The following is a 21,360-nucleotide window of genomic DNA, read 5'->3' on the forward strand; positions in this document are numbered from 1 at the left end:
CAAGCGGCTGCCATCGGGTGGCCGCTTGTTTTTCCCGGCCCACCGTTTCCGCGATGCCTGGCTCCGCGATTCCCGCGATACAGACAACGTTTCGTCGAGCGCCTCCCCGCCATGGCTGGACAGATCCCCCAACGTTTCATCGATGATTTGCTGGCTCGTACCGATGTGGTCGAGATCGTCGGCGAGCGCGTTCAGCTCAAGAAGGCCGGTCGCAACTACAGCGGTCTATGCCCCTTCCACCAGGAAAAGTCGCCCTCGTTCACCGTCAGTGCCGAAAAGCAGTTCTACCACTGCTTCGGATGTGGCGTGCACGGCAATGCACTACGCTTTCTGATGGAATTCGATCATTTGCGCTTTCCCGAGGCGGTCGAGCAGCTCGCCTCGCGGCTGGGGCTGGACGTGCCGCGCGAGGGGGCTGACGACCCTCAGGCTCAGCAGCGCGAACGGCGGCGCGAGGAGGCGGTCAACCTGCTCGAGCTGTCGGCGAGCTTTTTCCGCGAGCGTCTGGCGATGTCGGAAGGCGGCGATGCACGCGATTACCTCGAGCGTCGCGGGCTTTCCGCCGATATCGTGCGTGAGTTCGGGATTGGTTTCGCCCCGGACAAGTGGGAAGCGCTCAAGCGGCACCTGGCCGAGCGCGGCATCAGTGACGCGGTGCAGATCGAATACGGCCTGCTGGTGCACCGCGAGGATTCCGGGCGCAGCTACGACCGTTTTCGCAACCGGGTGATGTTTCCGATCCGCGACTGGAAAGGGCGGACCATTGCGTTCGGCGGTCGCGTGCTCGGGGATGCCAAGCCCAAATACCTGAATTCGCCCGAGACTCCGGTCTTCCACAAGGGGCGCGAGCTGTACGGGCTTTACGAGGCCCGTCAGGCCAATGCGCGCCTGGAGCGGATGCTGGTCGTCGAAGGCTACATGGATGTCGTGGCCCTGGCCCAGTTCGGGATCCGCAATGCCTGCGCCACGCTGGGCACCTCGCTCAGCGAGGATCATCTGCAGCGCCTGTTTCGGCTGGTCGGCGAAGTGGTGTTCTGTTTCGACGGCGATCGCGCCGGGCGACAGGCAGCGCGCCGAGCGCTGGAGACGGTGTTGCCGTCGATGATCGACGGGCGCCAGGTGCGGTTTCTGTTTCTGCCGGAGGGCGATGATCCGGATAGTCTGGTGCGTCGCGAGGGCGCGGAAGCGTTCGAGAATCGCGTGCTGTGCGCCGCGCCGCTTTCGGAGTTTCTGTTCGACCAGGCCGCGGAAGGGCGCGATCTCCAGCGGATCGAGGACCGGGAGCGCTTTGCCACGGCGGTGTTGCGTGCTCTGGAACGCTTGCCCGAGGGCGTGTTGAAATCTCTGCTGTTGCGCGAGCTTTCGCAGCGTACGGGCGTTGAGCAGGCCAATTTTCAGGCCTTGCTGGCGCGTGCCGACACGTCGCAGGCGCCGCATGACGAGGGCGTCGACGAGGCCTCGAGCGTTCCTGAGGACGCAGGCGAGACGCCCGCAAGGAAGGCGGGAGCGCGTGATGGCGCCCTGGGGCTCGTCGGTCGTCTGCTGCACCTGCTGGTGCATGAGCCCGCTCTGGTGAGCCGCTTGCCCGAGTCGCTCGACTGGTGCCCCGACGGCGAGGGCGACGGGGCGCTATGTCATGAGGTGGTGCGCCTGATCCGCGCCGGCGGGTATCGCAACGCGCAGGTCCTGCTGGCGCATTTTCATGGCACACCCGAGGGGGAGCGGCTGGCCTGGCTGGCGCGCCGCGAACTCCTGATGCCCCGCGAGGCACGAGGGGCCGAGGTGGAGGGCCTGGTCGACGGGTTGCGTCGACGCCACTCGCAGCGCTCGCCACAGGAGGAATATGACGCCCTGCTGGCACGGACGCAGGCCGGGGAGTGTCTGTCCAGGGAAGAGCGTCAGCGGCTGAACGAGTTGCTGATGGAGCTCAAGGGAGGCGCTCGGCCGCCATGAAGCGGCTTGAACGGATGCCTGGCGCGACGGGTTGAATTGCCGCAAAACGTCGCCATCTACTAGGCAATATCGAAAAGGTAGCCGAACACACTAGCACACCTGGATGACAAGACAAATACGACACTGGCAGTAAAATGCCCTTAGCGGCTATACTGGCAGGCTTAGCAGCGTTTCGATCCGTTCACCTCCAGGTGCTCCATTGTCGAGATAGGGTTTCTATGGCTGGAAATACGCAGCAGTCACGTCTGAAGGAGTTGATCGCCCAGGGTAAGGAACAGGGCTTCCTGACCTATGCGGAGGTCAACGACCACCTTCCCGAGGATATCGCCGATCCCGATCAGGTGGAAGACATCATTGCGATGATCAACGACATGGGTATCAGCGTCGTCGAGGAAGCACCTGACGAAGATACCCTGATGATGTCCGATCAATCCGCCGACGAATCGGCGGCGGAAGAAGCCGTCGCCGCGCTGGCCGCGGTGGAAAGCGATGTCGGCCGCACCACCGATCCCGTGCGTATGTACATGCGCGAGATGGGCACGGTGGAATTGTTGACGCGCGAGGGCGAGATCGAAATCGCCAAGCGTATCGAGGAAGGCACCCGTGAGGTGATGTCGTCGCTGGCCTATTTGCCCGGCGCCGTGGATTCCATTCTCAGTGCTTACGATGCCACCCAGGATGAAGAAGCGCCGGGCCGGCTGTCCGACCTGTTTTCCGGCTTCATCGACCCCGACGAAGGGATTCCCGGGGTGGCCGAGGCGGAGGTGCCCGAGCCCGAACCCGAGCCGAGCGCCGCGGACGGCGACGTCTCCGAGGATGACGACGAGGCCGAGGAAGAGGAAACCGGTGGTGGCCCGGACCCCGAAGAAGCGCGGGCACGCTTCGAGCAGATCCGTGAGCAGAACGAGCGCGCCAAGGCCGCGATCGAAGAGCACGGGCTCGGCTCGAAGGAAGCCAGCGCCGAGCAGGCCCGTCTGGCCGAGCTGTTCTCGCCGATCAAGCTGGTGCCCAAGCATTTCGAGCGTCTGGTGGGCCAGGTGCGGATCAGCGTCGAGCAGATCCGCGGCCAGGAAAAGGCCATCATGCAGATCTTCGTGAAGCAGGCCAAGGTGCCGCGCAAGACCTTCATCGGGTCGTTTCCGGGCGCCGAGTCCGATCTCGAGTGGCTGGACCGGTTCATGGCCAAGCACACCAAGTTCGCCGATCGTCTCGAGCCGTTCCGTGCCGACATCCAGCGTGCCCAGCGCAAGATCGGCTTCGAGGAAGAGATGGTCCTGCTGCCGGTCTCGCACATCAAGGAAGTCAATCGCCGCCTGTCGATCGGCGAGGCTAAGGCGCGTCGCGCCAAGAAGGAAATGGTCGAGGCCAACCTGCGTCTGGTCATCTCGATCGCCAAGAAGTACACCAACCGTGGCCTGCAGTTCCTGGATCTCATCCAGGAAGGCAACATCGGCCTGATGAAGGCGGTGGACAAGTTCGAGTATCGTCGTGGCTACAAGTTCTCGACCTATGCCACCTGGTGGATTCGTCAGGCGATCACGCGGTCGATCGCCGACCAGGCGCGCACCATCCGTATTCCGGTGCACATGATCGAGACCATCAACAAGCTCAACCGCGTGTCGCGGCAGATGCTGCAGGAGATGGGGCGCGAGCCGACACCGGAAGAATTGGGCGAGCGTCTCGAGATGCCCGAGGACAAGGTGCGCAAGGTGCTCAAGATCGCCAAGGAACCGATCTCCATGGAGACTCCGATCGGCGACGACGACGACTCGCATCTCGGCGATTTCATCGAGGATGGCACGATGCTGTTGCCGATCGACTCCGCGACCGGCGAAGGCTTGATCGAGGCGACCCGCAACGTGCTGGGCGGTCTGACCGCGCGCGAGGCCAAGGTGCTGCGCATGCGCTTCGGCATCGACATGAACACCGACCACACGCTGGAAGAGGTCGGCAAGCAGTTCGATGTCACCCGCGAGCGTATCCGTCAGATCGAGGCCAAGGCACTGCGCAAGTTGCGTCACCCCTCACGCTCCGAGCCGCTGCGCACCTTCCTCGACGAGTAAGTTGGGCAAGGGCGCAAGCCGGATATGAAAAACCCGCGAGGTCCTCCTCGCGGGTTTTTTTGGTCGGTCGTGGCGTTGTCGTCAGGCGGCGCGGGCGCGACGGCGCAGCAGGAGCACCAGCTCGATGCAGGCGAAAAAGAGCAGCATGTAGCCCGCCAGTTCGGTGACTTCCTCGGCGGCGTCCTTGATGACGCGCTGGTAATGGTCGCCCAGCATGGCTTCCCAGAATTCCGAACGACCGTAAAGCCGCGAGAAGACGTAGGTGGTGAGAAAGCCGGCGGTGAACATGCCGAGTCCCAGGCTGTTGGAAATCGACTTGAATTCGGCGACGAAGGCGTGGCGCTGACGGATGACCACGAACAGCGCCGGCACCACCACCAGGGTCACGATCACCTGCCAGGCGCCGTCGAAGACATAGCGGTCCAGCCAGTAGTCGTTTTCGCGCACGTAAGAGGCGAACAGAAACGCGCCCATCAGCAGGCTGACATGGGGAATGGCCGACGGGCGGCGATGGAGATAGCCCATCATCACGGCGCCGAGCAAGAGCAGCGTCGACTGCATGAGTTCGGTCAACGACGTTTCGGTGAAGCGGTCGACGCCCGACTGGGCATCGAGCATGACGAGCTGCATGGCCCCAGCGACGAACAAGATATAGCAAAATGCGCGAAAGCAAATGGCCTTGAAGCTGATGGTGGCCTCGGAGGGAAGTGGCGAGTTAGTCATACGGCGTCTCTGGCGTTCGTCTGGGCGGCGATGCGGCTTGTGTTGGCGAATGCGTAATTTTAGCAAGAAAACGAATTTTTGGAAACGCTGTTTCTTATCCGCGCGTGGCGCTTTACAGAACACACGGCGGCTTTCAGACTACCGGCATTGCCCTTGCCAGTGCCGGAGACCAGTCGCATGCAAGCAGAGTTGCTGGAAATTCGTCAGCACATGGGACAGTTCCCGCCCTTCGACCAACTGTCCGATGACCTGCTCGACGAGCTGGCAGGACAGGTCGAGGTCGGGTACTTCCAGGCTGACACCGATATCTATCGCCATGACGATGCCGTCGAACACCTCCACTATATCCGTAGCGGGGCCATCGATCTGTATCGGCGCAACGGCGACCTCTACAACCGCTTGAGCGAAGGCGATATCTTCGGTCAGTTCGACCTGCTGCGCGATCAGCGCGTGCGCTTTCCGGCGCGTGCCATCGAAGACACGCTCATCTACTTCATCCCCCATGCCATGTTCCGTCGGCTGTGTGAACTGGACGAAAACTTCGCCGATTTCGTCGAGGTGGAACGTCCGCGCCTGGAGGCGACCGTCGACCAGCAGCGCAAGGGGCACGAGATGCTGGTCACCAAGGTGCGCAAGCTGGCCTCGCGTGCTCCGGTGATGGTGGAGAGCGATGCGACGGTACAGGAGGCGGCACAGCACATGGGCGAGCACAACGCCTCGTCAGTGCTGGTGCTGGCAGCTCCGCAAGCGGATGACGATTCGCACGCCTTCACCCTCGATGATGGCCGCTCACGCCGCATGGTGGGTATTCTCACCGATCACGATCTGCGCAACCGGGTGCTTGCCGAAGGACTGCCGGCGAGCACGCAGGTGGGGCAACTGATCGACGATCGGCCGATCACCATCCAGTCCGACGAGTCGGTCTACGAGGCGATGCTGCGCATGCTGCGCAACAACATCCACCACTTGCCGGTACTCTATCGCCGGCGACCGATCGGCGTGCTGCATCTGTCCGATATCGTGCGCCACGAAACCAACAGCAGCCTCTATCTCGTGGATAACATCTTCCGCCAGCCCAACGTCGAGGCCCTGGCGGCCTTGAAGGGGGACGTGCGGGCCGCATTCGTGCGCATGGTCAACGAGGGCGACAACTCGCAGATGGTGGGCAGCTCGTTGTCGAGCATCGGGCGCAGCTTCACGCGGCGTCTGCTGGAGTTGGCCGAGGAAGAGCTGGGGCCGCCTCCGGTGCCGTATTGTTTCATGGCGCTGGGGTCGATGGCGCGCAACGAGCAATCCATCGTCACCGACCAGGACAACGCCCTGGTACTCGATGACCGCTTCGACCCGGAGCAGCACGATGCGTACTTCCTGACGCTGGCCCAGCGTGTCAGCGACGGCCTGGCGGCCTGCGGATACAGTTACTGCAAGGGCGACGTCATGGCCACCAACTCGCGCTGGCGGCAACCGCTGCGCGTCTGGCAGCAGTACTTCAGCGACTGGATCGACAACCCCAACGCCGAGCGGCTGCTGCACAGCTCGATTTTCTTCGACCTGGACAGCGTGCACGGCGAAGAGGCTTTCGCCGAGCGCTTGCAGGACCTGGTTGCCGAGCGTGCCTCCCAGCGCCCGCGCTTTCTGGCCGCGATGGCCCGCAATGCCTTGAATCGTACGCCGCCGCTGGGGTTTTTCCGCACCTTCGTGATGGAAAAGGACGGCAAGCAGAACAATACGATCAACTTGAAACGGCGCGGGACGGCACCGCTGGTCGACCTGATTCGCGTACACGCGCTGGCCTGCGGATCTCGCGCACAGAACTCGTTCGAGCGACTCGAGGACATCGCCAAGACACGTCTGCTGGCCGGTCACTCCGGCGAGCGGTTGCGCTATGCGCTGGAGTTCATTGCCATGGTGCGGATTCGCCACCAGGTCATCGATATCCAGGAAGAACGCGAGCCGGACAATGACATCGAGCCCGAAAACGTCTCGGACAGCGAGCGACACAACCTCAAGGATGCCTTTCAGGTCCTCAGCAACGCGCAGAAGTTCCTCAAGTTCCGTTATCCCATGCCCTCGCAGAAGCGCTGATCGGTGAATGAAAAGATCGTCCTCACGCCATTCGAAAACGCCTGCCACCTGGGCGGACTATTTCACCGCACGTCGCGAGCAGACGCGCGTGCCGGCACTCGAGCGGTATTTCGCCGCCGGCGCGCCGGCACCGGACACGCCGCTTGGCGAGGTGCCGATGATGGCCATGGACATGGAGACCACCGGTCTCGATGAACAGCGTCACGCCATCGTCAGTATCGGCCTGGTGCCGTTCGACCTGCGGCGTATCCGCATGGCGCAGCGCCGGTACTGGATCGTGCGCCCGCCGCGCCCGTTGAGCGAGCGCTCGATCACTTTTCATCACATCACTCACACCGAGATCGAGCAGGCGCCGGACCTCGACGAGATCCTGGACGAGCTGCTGGAGGCCATGGCCGGGCATGTCATGGTGGTGCATTACCGGCATATCGAACGCACCTTTCTGAATGCGGCCGTCAAGGCGCGGCGTGGCGAGGGGATCCACTTCCCGGTGATCGATACCATGTCGCTGGAAGCACGCCTGCACCGTCAGCCCTTGTGGGCACGCTTTCGGCGCTGGATGGGGCGTCCGCCGGCCTCGATCCGGCTGCCCGACAGTCGCACGCGCTATGGGCTGCCGCCTTATCAGGCGCACCATGCCCTGATCGACGCCCTCGCCACTGCGGAGCTGCTGCAGGCACAGATCGCGTATCACTATCGCCCGGACACGCCGTTGAGCGAGGTATGGAACTGAGCGCGGCAGGAGCTTGGCGAGACGGTATTTGACGAGAGGGTGTTTGACGAGACGACAGCCGGACGAGTCGCGGACCGACGTCGCAACGCAAGAAGGCGGCCCCAAGGGGGCCGCCTTCTCGTTCAGAACGAACCGATGCGTGGCATCAGGTGCTGCGTGGTTCGCTCATCAGGCCCTTGATGATGGCGTAGCAGCCCGCCAGGAGCACCAGGGTGAAGGGGAGGCCGGTGGTGATCACTGCGGTTTGCAGTGCGGTCAGGCCGCCGCCCAGCAGCAGGGCGATGGCGATCGCGCCCTCGATCAAGGCCCAGAAGATGCGCTGGGGCTTGGGAGCGTCGACCTTGCCGCCGGCTGTGATCGAGTCGATGACCAGCGAACCCGAGTCCGAGGAGGTGATGAAGAACACCATCACCAGCACGATGCCCACGAACGAGGTGACCGCGGTCAGCGGCAGTTGGCCGAGCATGGTGAACAGCTGCAGCTCCAGTGCGGCATCCTTGACGCCTTCGAAGCCCTGGTTGATGTACTGGTCGATGGCAGTGCCGCCGAACGCGGTCATCCACAGGATCGAGACCAGCGTCGGCACCAGGAGCACGGCGATCAGGAACTCGCGCACGGTGCGGCCACGGCTGACGCGAGCGATGAACATCCCGACGAACGGTGACCAGGAAATCCACCAGGCCCAGTAGTACGCCGTCCAGCCTTGCGTGAAGCCGGTATCTTCACGTCCGAAGGGATTGGACAAGGCGGGCAGGTTCTTGACGTAACCCCACAGGTTCTCGAAGAAACCAGTAGCGATCAGCAGGGTCGGGCCGACGAAAATCACGAAGACGAGCAGCAGGAAGGCGAGCGCCATGTTGAGCTGCGACAGGCGTTGCACCCCCTTGTCGACACCGGCCACGACGGACATCAGCGCCACCAGCGTGATACCAAGGATCAATATCACCATGGTGACGTTGGTGTTGGGTGTGTCGAACAGATAATGCAGCCCGGCGGAGGCCTGTGAAGCACCGAGTCCCAGGGACGTTGCCAGACCGAACAGCGTGGCGAAGACCGCCAGGATATCAATGATGTGGCCGGGCCATCCCCAGACGCGCTCGCCGAGAATCGGATAGAAAATCGAGCGCATGGTCAGCGGCAGGCCCTTGTTATAGGCGAACAGCGCCAGGGACAGTGCGACGATGGCGTAGATCCCCCAGGGGTGCAAGCCCCAGTGGAAGATCGTCGCGGCCATGCCCAGTTGCATGGCACCCTGCTCGTTGCCGGCCATGCCACCCAGGGGGGCACTTGAACCGCCTTCGAACGAGGTTCCGAAATGCGTCATCGGCTCGGCCACACCGTAGAACATCAGCCCGATGCCCATCCCGGCCGCGAACAGCATGGCGAACCAGCCGGCATAGCTGAAGTCGGGCTTGGCATTGGCGCCGCCCAAGCGAACCCTGCCGAGAGGCGTGAAAATCAGCGCCACAGCCAGTATCACGAAGATATTGGCGGCCAGGATGAAGAACCAGTCCAGGCTGCCCGTCAAGAACGAGAACATGGTGTTGAAGATCGGCGCCACCTGGTTCTGAAACGCCAGCGTCACGATGACGAAGAACAGAATCATCAGTGACGAGATCGTGAACACCTTGCCGTGTAGATCGAAGTCGATGCCGAACTTCGTCGAGGTGACGTTGTCCTGACCAATGACGTAATCGGTATCGATCAGATTGGCCGGCCCATCTGGGGCCGGCACGCCCTCGGAGCCGTTATTGGGCTCTTGGGCCGCATCGTCCTGCGAACGTTTTTCCATGAGAATTCTCCGTCTCAGGTAAGCGTCGGTTGCGTCGTTGACGCGAGATATGCCTTATCGGCAGTTAGCGCATTGTACTTAAGAAGTCTGCAGAGTTGAGTCCTTTTTGCCAGCTGGACCTTAAACGTTTCCTCCTGTTCCTTGCAAAACGCCGCTGTATGGCGGTCAGGCTCAATGGGTAGTGCTACGTGCGGCCTCTTCGACGATCCAGTCGTGTACCGCACGTACCCGGCGGTCGTCCAGTGCGCCGGGATGATACACCAGCCCGTACGACTTGCCGGTGGCGACCGTGCTGGCGAAAGGTGCGATCAGGGCACCGGTGTCGAGCTCGTTGGTAATCAGCGTGCGCCGGGCGATGGCGACCCCCATGCCGGCGATGGCCGCTTCCACGGTCAAGTGGTTACGGTTGAACGTGTAGCCGCGTTGCACGTTGACCGACGCGGCACCGAGGGCATGCAGGTAGTGCTCCCACTCGGCGTAGTCATGGCTGCCGCGCCACGCGGTGACATCGTGCAGCAACGGGTAGTAGCCCAGGTCATCGGGACGTATCAGGGGCGGGCGACGGCGCAGCAGTTGCGGCGAGCATACCGCGAAGATCTCCTCATCCATCAGCGGTGTGATCTGGAAGCCGGCATAACGCCCGTCATTCAGGTCGATGGCGAGCTCGAACTCGCCTTCGCGCAATGAGAGATTGCTGTCCTCGGAAGCGACGTGCAATTCAATGTCGGGAAACCGCGCCTGCAGGCGAGTGAGGCGCGGCATCAGCCATTTGGCGAGAAACGACGGTACGCAGCGCAGGCGCAGCACGCCGCTCATGACCCCCGTGCGCAAGCGGCGTACCTCTTGTCCCACGGCGTCATAGGCCTGATCCACCACGGCGGCCAGGCGTTGCCCTTCGTCGGTGAGCTCCAGGCGTCTCGGCAAGCGCCGGAAGAGTTTGAACCCCAGGCGTGTCTCGAGTTGCTTGATCTGCTGGCTGACCGCGCCCGTGGTCACGTGAAGCTCCTCGGCGGCCCGGGTGAACGAAAGGTGTCGTGCGCTGATCGCGAAGACTTTCAACCAGGCGTGGGTCTGGGCGTGCAAGGTGCGGCTCATGGTTTAGGCAATCTAAATCTTTGTCGATTTATTCTCCGTTGCCCGGCACTCGGGCTGGCTTCAAGCTAGAGTTAATGTCAGCGAATGGCAAGTTCGTTTAGAAATTTTGATGTATGACCACCCCGAGGGATCACGTTATGGCGATCAGTGTGTTCGATCTGTTCAAGGTAGGGATTGGCCCGTCCAGTTCGCATACCGTGGGTCCCATGCGTGCCGCCCACGATTTCGTCGAGGCATTGCGTGCCCGCGATGCGTTGTCGCGCGTGACTCGCGTCGAGGTTCATCTTCACGGATCGCTCTGCGCCACCGGCGTAGGCCATGGTACGGACCGTGCGGTGATCATGGGGCTCATGGGCGAGCGTCCCGAGAGTATCGACCCCGACATCGTGCCCGCCTGCATGGAGGAACTGCACGAATCGCAGACCCTGCTGCTGGGCGGCCAGGTGCCGGTATCGTTTCCCTGGTCGCGGGACATGCAATGGCACGAGGACTCGCTCGACTATCATCCCAATGCGCTGCGCCTGATCGCGCATGCACACGATGGAGAGTGCTATCGCAACACCTATTATTCGGTCGGCGGCGGTTTCGTCATCGATGAGGCCCAGGCCGCCAATGGCGCGCTGGATACCGACACCACGACGTTGCCCTATGACTTTGCGACGGCGGATGAATTGCTGTCGCTGTGCCGCACCCATGGATTGCGCATCTCCGAGCTGATGCTCGAGAACGAGAAGGCCTGGCGCGACGAGGCCAGCGTCCGCGATGCGCTGTGGCATATCTGGGAGGCGATGAAAGCCTGCGTCGACAACGGCCTGCGGCACGATGGCGTCCTGCCCGGCGGGCTCAACGTCAAGCGCCGTGCCAGTGCGCTGCATCGGCGTCTGCAAGCGGCCAAGGACGACACCAGCGTGATCGCCTCGACATTTTCGGCCATGGACTGGGTCAACGTCTTCGCCCTGGCGGTCAACGAGGAAAACGCCGCCGGCGGGCGCATGGTCACCGCGCCGACCAACGGGGCGGCGGGCATCGTGCCGGCGGTCTTGCACTATTACATGCGTTTCCAGCCCGGTGCCTGCCAGCGTGATGTCGTCGACTTCCTGCTGACGGCGGGAGCGATCGGCATTCTGTGCAAGAAGAATGCCTCGATTTCCGGCGCCGAGGTCGGCTGTCAAGGCGAGGTCGGGTCGGCCTGCGCGATGGCCGCCGCCGGGCTGGCCGAGGTCATGGGTGGAACGCCCGCCCAGGTGGAGAACGCCGCCGAGATCGGCCTCGAGCACAACCTGGGGCTGACCTGCGACCCCATCGGGGGCCTGGTGCAGGTCCCTTGCATCGAACGCAATGCCATCGCCTCGGTGAAGGCGATCAACGCCGCGCAGATGGCGCTTGGCGGCGATGGCGAGCACTTCGTGTCCCTCGACCGGGTCATCCGCACCATGCGCGATACGGGCCGCGACATGCAGGACAAGTACAAGGAGACCTCGCGCGGCGGCCTGGCGGTCAACGCCATCGAATGCTGAAGCCTGCTTGCTCGATCAACCCTTTGGGACGCTCTCGGGCGTCCTTTTTTTGTTTCGGGATCGCGCCATCGCGCCTTGTATGGTTTGATTTCATCGAAGCATGCCAGGCGCCGTGGTTTCCCCCGGGCCTCGTTGCAATACCAAGGGATCGGTAAGATAAAAAGGTCGCTCATGAGCGAAAACGATAGCTGCATCATCCGCCATTTTCGGCACTACGCCCATCTAACCGACAGCGAAGAGGCCTTGCTGGATTCGTTGGAACGTGAGCCGCGCGAGGTCGCCCGTGGCGAGTCACTCTGGCAGACCGACGACCCAGCGGGGCGGTTCTGCACGCTTTCCAAGGGCTGGGCGTATTCTTTTCGGGACATGGAGGACGGCTCGCGTCAGATTCTGGAGATCTACCTGCCAGGCGATGTGATCGGCCTGCGCGAGTTCGCCTTTCATGAACGCCTGGCGGGGGTGATGATGATCGACGACGGTATCGTCTGCGACTTCCCGCATCGGCGCTTGATAGAGGTATTTCGCGAATCCTTCACGCTGTCGATGATCTTCTTCGCCGTGTCCTCGCATCAACAGGCCTTGCTGACCGAACGTCTGGTCAACCTGGCCCGGCGCAGCGCACGTCAGAAGATCGCGCATCTGATCTATGAAATGTACATGCGACTGCAACGCATCATGCCGCATTCCTCGCGGCGCTTTCGCCTGCCGCTGTCCCAGCAGCAGCTCGGCGATGCGCTGGGACTGACCTCGGTTCACATCAGCCGCACCCTGAGCGGCTTTCGCGAAGAGGGCATCCTGCTGCGCGACCGCCAGTGGGTGGAGCTGCTCGACCCCGACGCGCTGGCACGTGAAGCCGAGTTCGCGGGACGCTATTTACGCGATGGACTGGGCCCGTTATCGGGGGAATGAACCTTCCCCTTGAAGCGTCGTCGGCAGGTGATCGACCAGGAAGTCGATGAACTGACGCACCTTGGGCGACAGGTGACGATGCCGTGGATAGATGGCCCACACCGCGGTATCGGTGAATTGATAGGCCGTCAATACCGGCACCAGTTCGCCCCTGGCCAGGTGCGGTGTGACATAGTAGTCGGGCAGTTGCGCCAGACCCAGCCCCTTGAGGACCGCATCGAGCAATGCCGGCCCGGAGTTGGCTCGCCAGCGGCCATCGACGCGGATTTCACGGCGGTGGCCATTGATTTCGAACAGCCAGCTGTCACGCGATCCACGCAGGCAGTTGTGGTGGGGCAGTTCGGCCAGCGAATGGGGCGGGGCGGCCCGCTCGAAATAGGCCGGCGAGCCGACCACGTACTCGCGGCGTTCGCACAGGCGCCGCGCGATCAGGCTCGAGTCGCGCAGTACCCCCATGCGGATGGCCACGTCGAAGCCTTCCTCGACCAGCTCGACCCGACGGTTGGTGAAGTGCATGTCGATCTCGAGCTGGGGGTGGCGACACTGGAAGTCGTTGACCAACGGGGCGATGTAGCGCTCGCCGAAGGTGGTGGCACAGGTCAGCCGCAAGGTGCCCTTGGGCCGAGACTGGAAGTCGACGATGGCCTCCTCGGCCTCGCGAAAACCGTCGAACAGGTGGCGGCAATGCCGGTAGTAGAGCGCGCCGGCATCGGTGAGGCGCGTCTGGCGCGTGGTGCGATACAAGAGCGTCGTGCCGAGCTGACTTTCGAGTTGCCCGATCAAGCGGCTCACATGGGACGTGGAAACCTGCAGATGACGGGCCGCGGCGGAAAACGTGCCGAGTCGGGCAACTTCGATGAAGGCTTCGATGCGATCCCAGCGCTGCATTGTTGCTCCATGGCAATAATGTTGTGACGTCGTAAGCATTTATCCAGGCGCGCCGACTGCCTAGACTGGAGGGGTTAACCCCGCGCGCCTGGATTGCCTTTGCTGGTGCCTCGGGCGCCGCCACGATCGACGAAGGAGAATGCCTGATGAAATCACGCGCCGCCATTGCTTGGGAAGCCGGCAAGCCGCTGGAACTCGCCGAGATCGACGTCGAAGGGCCCAAGGCCGGCGAAGTCATGGTTCAGATCAAGGCGACCAGCGTCTGCCATACCGACGCTTACACGTTGTCCGGCGCCGATCCCGAGGGCAACTTCCCGGCGGTGCTGGGCCATGAAGGGGCCGGGATCGTGCAGGAAGTCGGCGAGGGCGTCACCAGCCTCAAGCCCGGCGATCACGTCATTCCGCTTTACACCGCCGAATGCGGCAAGTGCAAGTTCTGTCTCTCCGGCAAGACCAACCTGTGCAGCTCGGTCCGCGCCACCCAGGGCAAGGGCGTGATGCCCGACGGGACTTCGCGCTTCTCCAAGGATGGACAATCGCTGCATCACTACATGGGCTGCTCGACGTTCAGCGAGTACACCGTGTTGCCCGAGGTCTCGCTGGCCAAGGTCTCCCCGGAAGCGCCGCTGGACAAGATCTGCCTGCTGGGCTGCGGGGTGACCACCGGTATCGGCGCGGTCATGAACACCGCCAAGGTCGAGCCGGGGGCCACTGTCGCCGTGTTCGGTCTCGGCGCCATCGGCCTGGCCGTCATCCAGGGCGCGGTCATGGCCAAGGCGAGCCGCATCATCGCCATCGACGTCAATCCGGACAAGTTCGACATGGCACGTCAATTCGGTGCCACCGACTTCGTCAATCCGAAGGATTACGCGGATCCCATTCAGCAGGTCATCGTCGACTTGACCGACGGCGGTGTCGATTATTCCTTCGAATGCATCGGCAACGTCAATGTCATGCGTTCGGCGCTGGAGTGCTGCCACAAGGGGTGGGGCGAGTCGATCATCATCGGCGTGGCCGGCGCCGGCGAAGAAATTTCCACGCGTCCGTTCCAGCTGGTCACCGGGCGCGTCTGGAAGGGGTCCGCCTTCGGTGGCGTCAAGGGCCGCAGCGAACTGCCGGGCTATGTCGACGACTACATGAACGGCAAGCTCAAGATCGACGAGTTCGTCACCCAGGACATGCCGTTCGAGCAGATCAACGAGGCGTTCGAGCTGCTGCACGCCGGCAAGAGCATCCGCACCGTGCTGCACTATTGATCCATCGCGCCCGGTACCGCGCGAAGGCTCGTGGCGATTCATCGCGTCCGGACGCCTCGCGACGTCGTTCCATCCGCCGGCGGCATGATGCCGCCGGTTTCTCAGGGAGAGCATCATGACCATGTCCGAATCGCTGGAGCTGGTCTCCGCCACCAAGTCGTTCGGTGGTTGGCTGAAGCGCTACAAGCATCACTCGCGTGCACTCGACTGCGAGATGATCTTCTCCATCTACCTGCCGCCCCAGGCGGAGACCGACAAGGTGCCGCTGTTGTGGTGGTTGTCGGGGTTGACCTGCAACGACGAAAATTTCATGCAGAAGTCGGGGGCTCAGCGCGTGGCCGCCGAGCTGGGCATGGCCATCGTCTGCCCGGATACCAGTCCGCGCGGTACCGAGCTTCCCGGCGAGCATGACAGCTATGACTTCGGCTCCGGCGCGGGCTTCTACGTCAATGCCACCCAGGCGCCGTGGTCCAAGCATTACCGCATGTACGACTACGTCACCGAGGAATTGCCGTCGGTGGTGCGTCAGCATTTTCCGCTCAATGGGCGTGAAGCGATCAGCGGCCACTCCATGGGCGGCCATGGCGCGCTGGTGCTGGCCTTGCGCCAGCCCGGTCGTTACACCTCGGTGTCGGCGTTCGCGCCGGTGGTCAACCCGATCGTCTCGCCCTGGGGGCAGAAGGCCTTCACGGCCTATCTCGGCGAGGATCATGGCAAGTGGACGCAATACGACGCTTGCGAACTGATCGCCAAGGGGGCCTCGCGTCAGCCGCTGTTCATCGATCAGGGCGAAGCGGACAACTTTCTCGAGGAGCAACTCATGCCCGAGCGCATCGAAGCCACCTGCGAGAAACACGATCATCCGCTGACGCTGCGGCGTCAGCCGGGCTACGATCATAGCTATTTCTTCATCGCGACCTTCATCGAAGAGCATTTGCGCTATCACGCCGAGTATCTGCACCGCAAGCGCTGAGCGCTGAAAGCCCGCTCAGGATATCGCCCCGCTCGAGTGGTTCGCTCGATGCGGGGCGATTTCGTCGGCGCGTACGGGGATGTCGTTTTTGATAGCGTAAGGCGACGCTTTTAGATACGTTGTCAGGGCGCCACGCGGTCACACTCAAGGCGTTGGCCCCATACCCACAATGACAACACATCCCTGGTGAAGCATTACCAGTGGCTCCGAACGTGACACGAAGGAGAACCGCTGATGACCCTGACGAGTGATCGCCTCGCGACGCCTGCCACCCCCAAGGCGCCCCTGCGTCTGGGTTTTCTGTTGATGGACAATTTCACGTTGATTTCGCTGGCCTCGGCGGTGGAGCCGCTGCGCATGGCCAACCAGCTCGCCGGGCGCGAACTCTACCAATGGACCACCTTGAGCGCGGACGGCGAGGCAGTACGTGCCAGCGACGGCTTGCTCATCACCCCCGACAACAGCATGCATGATCCCCTGGAACTCGACATGGTGTTCGTCTGTGGCGGCGTCGGCATTCAGCGCCATGTCACGCGTGAGCATGTGCTGTGGCTGCAGTCCCAGGCTCGCCAGTCACGCCGCGTGGGGGCGATCTGCACGGGGAGTTGGGCGCTCGCCCAGGCAGGTCTGCTGGATGGCTACGAGTGCAGCATTCACTGGGAGTTCCAGGCCGCTGCCCAGGAGGCTTACCCGCACGCCACGCTGACCACGCGGTTGTTTTCCATCGACCGCGACCGGGCCACGGCCTCGGGCGGGACCGCACCGCTGGACATGATGCTGACGCTGATTGCTCGCGATCATGGTCGCGAATTGTCGGCGGCGATCTCCGACATGTTCATCTGCGATCGTGTGCGCGGCGAGCAGGACCAGCAGCGCGTCCCGCTGCGTCATGTGCTGGGCACCAGTCAACCCAAGCTGCTCGAGATCGTCGCGCTGATGGAAGCCAACCTGGAAGAGCCCATCGCTCTCGACGAGCTGGCGCGCTATGTGGACGTCTCCCGGCGTCAGCTGGAGCGCCTGTTTCAGAAATACCTGAGCTGCTCGCCGTCGCGTTACTACCTCAAGTTGCGATTGACCCGGGCCCGGCAGCTGCTCAGGCAAACCTCGATGTCGATCATCGAAATCGCATCGGTGTGCGGGTTCGTGTCCACGCCGCATTTCTCCAAGTGCTACCGCGAATATTTCGGGACACCGCCCCGCGACGAACGCGTGACGCGCCTCAACAGTGCCAGCGTGACGCTGGCGCCCGCTACGCCGTCGGACGGGCACGACCCCTATGTCGCGCCGCGTGCCTCCAGTGCCATGCAGGCGCTGGCCCAGGCGCAAGGCGAACCCACCTACGCCAGCGTACGCCTCGTGTAGAGTCTCGCACTCCCGCCGCTTGGCGGCATGCCCGGCATGCCGCGTTCTGGGGCCGTCCGATGCATCGGACGGCCCCAGTGCGTCATGCACGATGCCGGCGCGTGACGCATTTGGAATTTTCCTCGTCGCTTCCAAGCGTCGGCGGCCCCGGGGCCGGGGCTATGCTGGCCGCATGAAGCCATCCCCGGAGCGACGCACATGACCGCGCAATCACTGCACGACGACGCCATCGTCATCGATGGCCTGATCATCGCCAAATGGGGCCGCGATCTCCTCGAGGACATGCGCCGGGGCGGACTGACCGCCGCCAATTGCACCGTCTCGGTGTGGGAGGGGTTCCAGGCCACCGTCGACAACATCGTCGAGACCAATGCGCTCCTCGCGGCGTGCGATGATCTGGTGCGACCCGTGCATACCACCGCCGACATCATCCGCGCCAAGGAAGAAGGCAAGACCGGCATCATCTACGGTTTTCAGAACGCCCATGCCTTCGAGGATCAGATCGGCTATGTCGAGGTCTTCAAGAAGCTCGGCGTGGGCATTGTGCAGATGTGCTACAACACCCAGAACCTGGTGGGCACCGGCTGCTACGAACGCGACGGCGGGTTGTCCGGTTTCGGCCGCGAGATCGTCGCCGAGATGAATCGCGTGGGCATGATGTGCGACCTGTCCCACGTCGGTGAGACCACTTCCCGAGAGGTCATCGAGGCCTCCGAGAAACCGGTCTGCTATTCCCATTGCCTGCCTTCCGGCCTCAAGGAACATCCGCGCAACAAGTCCGACGAAGAACTCAGGTTCATCGCCGACCATGGCGGTTTCGTCGGCGTGACCATGTTCACCCCCTTCCTGCGCGCCGGGGTCGACGCCACCGTCGACGATTATGTCGAGGCCATCGAATACGTGATGAACATCGTCGGTGAAGATGCCATCGGCATCGGCACCGACTTCACCCAGGGCCAGGACCAGGCCTTTTTCGAATGGCTCACCCACGACAAGGGCTACGCCCGGCGCCTGACCAACTTCGGGACCATCATCAATCCCGAGGGCATTCGTACCATCGGCGAGTTTCCCAACCTCACCGAGGCGCTCTTGCGACGCGGCATGAGCGAGCGACAAGTGCGCAAGATCATGGGTGAGAACTGGATGCGTGTTTTGAAAGAGGTATGGGGCGCCTGAGGGCAATACTTCTGCATGTAAGGGGCGCCGGGGGTAGGCCGAAGAGGAGGCCCGATTCCAGGGAGGGAATCGGTAGCGTACAGGGATGTATCCATAGCGCCTCCTCCAGGCCTGCCGCCGTCAAGCCCCAGCCAGAAAAAGCGCCAAGACAACGATCTCGAGGATTACGACCGTGACCAAGATGGCCCCCGAACTGCCCATCGAGGTGGATAGAGAAACCGGCGTGTGGACCACCGACGCCCTGCCGATGCTCTACGTGCCCCGCCACTTCTTCATCAACAATCACGTCGCGGTGGAAGAGGCGCTGGGCGTGGAGACCTACGCGGACATCCTCTACCACGCCGGCTACAAGAGCGCCTGGCACTGGTGCGAGAAAGAGGCCGAGCTGCACGGCCTGGAGGGCGAGGCGGTGTTCGAGCACTACATGACGCGCCTCTCACAGCGTGGCTGGGGGCTGTTCATCACCGAGGACATCGACCTCGATGCCGGCACCGCCCAGGTACGTCTCGAGCACAGCGCCTTCGTCTATCAGCTCGGCAAGGTCGGGCGCAAGATCGAGTACATGTTCACCGGCTGGTTCGCCGGCGCCATGGACCAGATTCTCGAGGCCCGGGGCAGCGATCTGCGCACCATCGCCGAGCAGACCCAGAGCGCCGCCGAGAAAGGCTGCGACGTCGGCCGCTTCACGGTCGTTCCCCGTCATACCCTGGCAGGTTGAGGTTTCCGAGATGGCATTCGAAGCGTTGTTCAAGCCGATCGAGATCGGCAATCTCACCATACGCAACCGCGTGGTCAGCACCGCCCATGCCGAGGTCCACGCGACCGATGGCGGCATGACCACCGAACGTTACGTCAAGTACTACGAGGAGAAGGCCAAGGGCGGCTGCGGATTGTGCATCTGCGGCGGCTCCTCGCCGGTATCGATCGACAGCCCCCAGGCCTGGTGGAGTTCGGTCAACATCTCCACCGACCGGATCATTCCGCACTTCCAGAATCTGGCGGACGCCGTGCACAAGCATGGCGGCAAGATCATGATCCAGATCACCCACATGGGCCGCCGTTCGCGCTGGGACGGTTTCGACTGGCCGACGCTGCTGTCGCCGTCGGGCATTCGCGAGCCGGTGCACCGCTCGACCTGCAAGACCATCGAGGAAGAGGAGATCTGGCGCGTCATCGACGATTTCGCCCAGGGCGCGCGTCGCGTCAAGGAGGGCGGCCTCGATGGTATCGAGCTGTCGGCCGTGCACCAGCACCTGATCGACCAGTTCTGGAGCCCGCGCGTCAACAAGCGCGAGGACCAGTGGGGCGGCAGCTTCGAGAATCGCATGCGCTTCGGCCTGGAAGTCCTCAAGGCGGTACGCGCCGAAGTCGGCGACGACTTCGTGGTCGGCCTGCGCATCTGCGGCGACGAGTTCCATCCCGACGGCCTGACCCACGACGACATGAAGCGGATCGCCGCTTACTACGATGCCACCGGCATGGTCGATTTCTTCGGCGTGGTCGGCTCGGGATGCGACACGCACAATACCCTGGCCAACGTGATTCCCAACATGTCCTACCCGCCGGAGCCGTTCCTGCACCTGGCGGCGGGCGTCAAGGACGTGGTCAGCGTGCCGGTGATCCATGCCCAGAACATCAAGGACCCCAACCAGGCCAGTCGTATTCTCGAGGGTGGCTACGTCGACCTGGTGGGCATGACCCGCGCGCACATCGCCGATCCGCATCTGATCGCCAAGATCCAGATGGATCAGACCGACCGGATCCGGCAGTGCGTGGGCGCCAACTACTGCATCGATCGTCAATACCAGGGGCTCGACGTGCTGTGCATCCAGAATGCCGCCACCTCGCGCGAGTACCTGGGCCTGCCCCACGAGATCGCCCCCAGCGACGGGCCGAAGCGCAAGGTGGTGGTGGTCGGCGGCGGTCCGGGCGGCATGGAGGCGGCGCGCGTCGCGGCCGAGCGCGGCCACGAGGTCACGCTGTTCGAGGCCGCGGACCAGATCGGCGGCCAGATCACGCTCGCCGCCAAGGCCCCTCAGCGCGATCAGATCGCCGGCATCACCCGCTGGTACCAGCTCGAGCTGGCACGACTCAAGGTCGACCTGCGCCTGGGCACCCGTGCCGACGAGGCGACCATCGCCGACCTGCGGCCGGACATCGTGGTGCTCGCCACCGGCGGCCAGCCCTTCCTGTCGCAAGTGCCCGAATGGGGCTATGACGAGGATCGCGAACGGAGCCTGGTCGTCAGCACCTGGGACATTCTCAGTGGCGCCGTCGAGCCCGGCAAGAACGTGCTGATCTTCGATTCCATCTGCGAGTTCGCCGGCGTCTCGGCGGCGGATTACCTGGCTGACAAGGGGGCGACGGTCGAGATCGTCACCGACGACATCAAGCCCGGCGCGGCGGTCGGTGGCACCACCTTCCCGACCTATTACCGCAGCCTCTACGAGAAGGAGGTGATCATGACCTCCGACCTGGCGCTGCACAGGGTCTATCGCGAGGGCGATGCCCTGGTCGCGGTACTCGAGAACGAGTACACCGGCGCCCAGGAAGAGCGGGTGGTCGACCAGGTGGTGGTCGAAAATGGCGTGCGACCCGACGAGGCGCTCTATTACGCCCTCAAGGATCAGTCGCGCAACAAGGGGCAGGTCGACATCGAAGCGCTCTATGCCATCCAGCCCCAGCCCGCGCTGGCGACGCTGGACGACGATGCCGATGCCGGCTTCGTGCTGTTCCGACTGGGCGATTGCACGGCGCCGCGCAATACGCATGCGGCGATCTATGATGCCCTGCGGATCTGCAAGGACTTCTGAGGAAAGCTATTGCGCTCGGCCA

Annotated in this window: 16 protein-coding genes; 12 read left to right on the plus strand and 4 right to left on the minus strand. The window is 63.2% G+C overall.

Features of this window, described 5'->3' with window-relative positions; all coding sequences use genetic code 11:
- Positions 1-111: 111 nt before the first annotated feature.
- Positions 112-1,953, plus strand: coding sequence for a DNA primase (gene dnaG / locus ABGX75_RS08240; RefSeq protein ID WP_110061429.1), 1,842 nt, complete (start codon positions 112-114; stop codon positions 1,951-1,953).
- A gap of 218 nt (positions 1,954-2,171) precedes the next feature.
- Complete coding sequence (gene rpoD, locus ABGX75_RS08245; protein WP_011506279.1) at positions 2,172-4,016, plus strand: RNA polymerase sigma factor RpoD; 1,845 nt, start codon at positions 2,172-2,174, stop codon at positions 4,014-4,016.
- 81 nt (positions 4,017-4,097) lie between these two features.
- Here the strand turns inward: rpoD and ABGX75_RS08250 are convergent, their stop codons facing one another.
- Positions 4,098-4,739 carry a hypothetical protein gene (locus tag ABGX75_RS08250; protein ID WP_011506280.1) on the minus strand — a complete coding sequence of 214 codons (642 nt, stop codon included), beginning with the start codon at positions 4,737-4,739 and terminating at the stop codon, positions 4,098-4,100.
- A 177-nt stretch (positions 4,740-4,916) separates the two neighbouring features.
- On the opposite strand from ABGX75_RS08250, the gene ABGX75_RS08255 reads away from it, so the two are divergent.
- Both ABGX75_RS08255 and ABGX75_RS08260 read left to right on the plus strand, forming a co-directional pair.
- Positions 4,917-6,824, plus strand: a complete 1,908-nt coding sequence (locus ABGX75_RS08255) for a DUF294 nucleotidyltransferase-like domain-containing protein (RefSeq protein ID WP_011506281.1) — start codon at positions 4,917-4,919, stop codon at positions 6,822-6,824.
- Between the two features lie 7 nt (positions 6,825-6,831).
- A complete protein-coding gene (locus ABGX75_RS08260) occupies positions 6,832-7,557 on the plus strand; it encodes a 3'-5' exonuclease (protein ID WP_347410707.1) in 726 nt (241 codons plus the stop codon).
- Between the two features lie 145 nt (positions 7,558-7,702).
- Here ABGX75_RS08260 and ABGX75_RS08265 read toward each other — a convergent pair whose 3' ends face one another.
- Entirely contained in the window at positions 7,703-9,349 is a 1,647-nt protein-coding gene (locus ABGX75_RS08265; RefSeq protein WP_347410708.1) for a BCCT family transporter, read from the minus strand.
- Positions 9,350-9,520: 171 nt separating this feature from the next.
- The gene (locus ABGX75_RS08270) at positions 9,521-10,444 is read right to left on the minus strand and encodes a LysR substrate-binding domain-containing protein (RefSeq protein WP_347410709.1); all 924 of its coding nucleotides are present in this window, start codon (positions 10,442-10,444) and stop codon (positions 9,521-9,523) included.
- Positions 10,445-10,581: 137 nt separating this feature from the next.
- Here ABGX75_RS08270 and ABGX75_RS08275 point away from each other — a divergent pair, with 137 nt between their 5' ends.
- Both ABGX75_RS08275 and ABGX75_RS08280 read left to right on the plus strand, forming a co-directional pair.
- On the plus strand, positions 10,582-11,961 hold the full coding sequence (locus tag ABGX75_RS08275) for an L-serine ammonia-lyase (RefSeq protein WP_347410710.1): 1,380 nt from the start codon (positions 10,582-10,584) through the stop codon (positions 11,959-11,961).
- 171 nt (positions 11,962-12,132) lie between these two features.
- Complete coding sequence (locus tag ABGX75_RS08280) at positions 12,133-12,870, plus strand: Crp/Fnr family transcriptional regulator (RefSeq protein WP_347410711.1); 738 nt, start codon at positions 12,133-12,135, stop codon at positions 12,868-12,870.
- On the opposite strand, the gene ABGX75_RS08285 is transcribed toward ABGX75_RS08280, so the two are convergent.
- Positions 12,856-13,758, minus strand: coding sequence for a LysR substrate-binding domain-containing protein (locus tag ABGX75_RS08285; protein ID WP_347410712.1), 903 nt, complete (start codon positions 13,756-13,758; stop codon positions 12,856-12,858). The two genes, ABGX75_RS08280 and ABGX75_RS08285, sit on opposite strands and share 15 nt — an antisense overlap.
- A gap of 146 nt (positions 13,759-13,904) precedes the next feature.
- On the opposite strand from ABGX75_RS08285, the gene ABGX75_RS08290 reads away from it, so the two are divergent.
- The 6 genes from ABGX75_RS08290 to dgcA all read left to right on the plus strand — a co-directional run bounded on the left by ABGX75_RS08290 (position 13,905) and on the right by dgcA (position 21,338).
- Positions 13,905-15,014, plus strand: coding sequence for an S-(hydroxymethyl)glutathione dehydrogenase/class III alcohol dehydrogenase (locus ABGX75_RS08290; RefSeq protein WP_011506288.1), 1,110 nt, complete (start codon positions 13,905-13,907; stop codon positions 15,012-15,014).
- 115 nt (positions 15,015-15,129) lie between these two features.
- Positions 15,130-15,987, plus strand: a complete 858-nt coding sequence (fghA, locus tag ABGX75_RS08295) for an S-formylglutathione hydrolase (RefSeq protein ID WP_128690181.1) — start codon at positions 15,130-15,132, stop codon at positions 15,985-15,987.
- Between the two features lie 234 nt (positions 15,988-16,221).
- Positions 16,222-17,349: a GlxA family transcriptional regulator gene (locus ABGX75_RS08300; protein WP_035411046.1), complete on the plus strand. Its 1,128-nt coding sequence runs from the start codon at positions 16,222-16,224 to the stop codon at positions 17,347-17,349.
- A 198-nt stretch (positions 17,350-17,547) separates the two neighbouring features.
- Positions 17,548-18,525 (plus strand): dipeptidase, encoded by a 978-nt coding sequence (locus tag ABGX75_RS08305; protein ID WP_011506291.1) that lies wholly within the window; start codon positions 17,548-17,550, stop codon positions 18,523-18,525.
- Between the two features lie 172 nt (positions 18,526-18,697).
- The gene (locus ABGX75_RS08310; protein WP_347410713.1) at positions 18,698-19,243 is read left to right on the plus strand and encodes a DUF5943 domain-containing protein; all 546 of its coding nucleotides are present in this window, start codon (positions 18,698-18,700) and stop codon (positions 19,241-19,243) included.
- A 10-nt stretch (positions 19,244-19,253) separates the two neighbouring features.
- The gene (dgcA, locus tag ABGX75_RS08315; protein ID WP_224113627.1) at positions 19,254-21,338 is read left to right on the plus strand and encodes a dimethylglycine demethylation protein DgcA; all 2,085 of its coding nucleotides are present in this window, start codon (positions 19,254-19,256) and stop codon (positions 21,336-21,338) included.
- Positions 21,339-21,360 lie beyond the last annotated feature (22 nt).

It is taken from the genome of Chromohalobacter sp., assembly GCF_039830575.1.
Lineage (GTDB): Bacteria > Pseudomonadota > Gammaproteobacteria > Pseudomonadales > Halomonadaceae > Chromohalobacter > Chromohalobacter israelensis.

Bases quoted from the DNA above. Each gene is read 5' to 3' on its own strand.
- ABGX75_RS08265 (WP_347410708.1), bottom strand. From the start codon at position 9,349: ATGGAAAAACGTTCGCAGGACGATGCGGCCCAAGAGCCCAATAACGGC.
- rpoD (WP_011506279.1), top strand. From the start codon at position 2,172: ATGGCTGGAAATACGCAGCAGTCACGTCTGAAGGAGTTGATCGCCCAG.
- ABGX75_RS08260 (WP_347410707.1), top strand. From the start codon at position 6,832: ATGAAAAGATCGTCCTCACGCCATTCGAAAACGCCTGCCACCTGGGCG.
- ABGX75_RS08270 (WP_347410709.1), bottom strand. From the start codon at position 10,444: ATGAGCCGCACCTTGCACGCCCAGACCCACGCCTGGTTGAAAGTCTTC.
- dnaG (WP_110061429.1), top strand. From the start codon at position 112: ATGGCTGGACAGATCCCCCAACGTTTCATCGATGATTTGCTGGCTCGT.
- ABGX75_RS08290 (WP_011506288.1), top strand. From the start codon at position 13,905: ATGAAATCACGCGCCGCCATTGCTTGGGAAGCCGGCAAGCCGCTGGAA.
- fghA (WP_128690181.1), top strand. From the start codon at position 15,130: ATGACCATGTCCGAATCGCTGGAGCTGGTCTCCGCCACCAAGTCGTTC.
- ABGX75_RS08285 (WP_347410712.1), bottom strand. From the start codon at position 13,758: ATGCAGCGCTGGGATCGCATCGAAGCCTTCATCGAAGTTGCCCGACTC.
- ABGX75_RS08305 (WP_011506291.1), top strand. From the start codon at position 17,548: ATGACCGCGCAATCACTGCACGACGACGCCATCGTCATCGATGGCCTG.
- ABGX75_RS08280 (WP_347410711.1), top strand. From the start codon at position 12,133: ATGAGCGAAAACGATAGCTGCATCATCCGCCATTTTCGGCACTACGCC.
- ABGX75_RS08300 (WP_035411046.1), top strand. From the start codon at position 16,222: ATGACCCTGACGAGTGATCGCCTCGCGACGCCTGCCACCCCCAAGGCG.
- ABGX75_RS08255 (WP_011506281.1), top strand. From the start codon at position 4,917: ATGCAAGCAGAGTTGCTGGAAATTCGTCAGCACATGGGACAGTTCCCG.
- ABGX75_RS08275 (WP_347410710.1), top strand. From the start codon at position 10,582: ATGGCGATCAGTGTGTTCGATCTGTTCAAGGTAGGGATTGGCCCGTCC.
- ABGX75_RS08250 (WP_011506280.1), bottom strand. From the start codon at position 4,739: ATGACTAACTCGCCACTTCCCTCCGAGGCCACCATCAGCTTCAAGGCC.
- dgcA (WP_224113627.1), top strand. From the start codon at position 19,254: ATGGCATTCGAAGCGTTGTTCAAGCCGATCGAGATCGGCAATCTCACC.